Genomic DNA, 651 nt, shown 5'->3' with positions numbered 1-651 from the left:
TTTTTTGCAGGCAAGCGTGAGGCAATTTGTTTGTACATCCTTTTGGCAATTGATGAAATTGTAATGATTATGGATGATAAGGAAATGAAAAAGAAATTAGTGCAAATTGCATCTCTTGGACGGGCATTAGGGATTTACTGTATGCTCAGTCTTCAAAGACCTTCTCACGACATGTTAGATACAAAAATTAGAAGCCTTCTTACTGTCCGTATGGGTTTTAGAACTACAGATGCTTCCAACTCAAAAATAATTGGTACCCCCGGAAGTGAGAAAATCAGCGAAGATACACCGGGAAGATTCTTAATGAAACGAAGTGAATTAAAAGAGCTACAAGCCCCATATTTAACACTGGATAAGGCTGAAAAACTTCTTGAAGCATATAGAGTGGAGGGGTGGAAGAATATGTTTGCAAAGTCTTCTTCCTCCAATGAGAATAAAGAACTCACTGAAAAGGATGTATTTAACGATGTTAACAAAAAGGGATAAAGCTATAATTAAAGATTTAAATAGATTCCGAGTGATGGACCGTGATTCAATAGCAGAGCTGCACTTTTCAAGAGCAAAATCTTTGTTATTTGTAAGCGTTTACAAGTATAATAAATATGGTTGGATAACGAGTGGGGTTATCACCGGTGTTAGCGAAGGATGGGG

At 37.2% G+C, this 651-nt stretch carries 2 pseudogenes; both read left to right on the top strand.

Going from position 1 to position 651, the window contains the following annotated elements:
- Positions 1-486 (top strand): annotated as a pseudogene (locus BIV60_RS27970) (FtsK/SpoIIIE domain-containing protein); the annotation flags it as partial.
- A pseudogene (locus BIV60_RS30095) lies at positions 467-651 on the top strand (hypothetical protein); the annotation flags it as partial. The pseudogenes BIV60_RS27970 and BIV60_RS30095, both read left to right, overlap by 20 nt.

It is taken from the genome of Bacillus sp. MUM 116, from assembly GCF_001866655.1.
In the GTDB taxonomy this organism is placed as follows: Bacteria; Bacillota; Bacilli; order Bacillales; family Cytobacillaceae; genus Neobacillus.
Note: the sequence above shows the minus strand (reverse complement) of the source record. Positions and strands in the feature narration are given on the sequence as shown.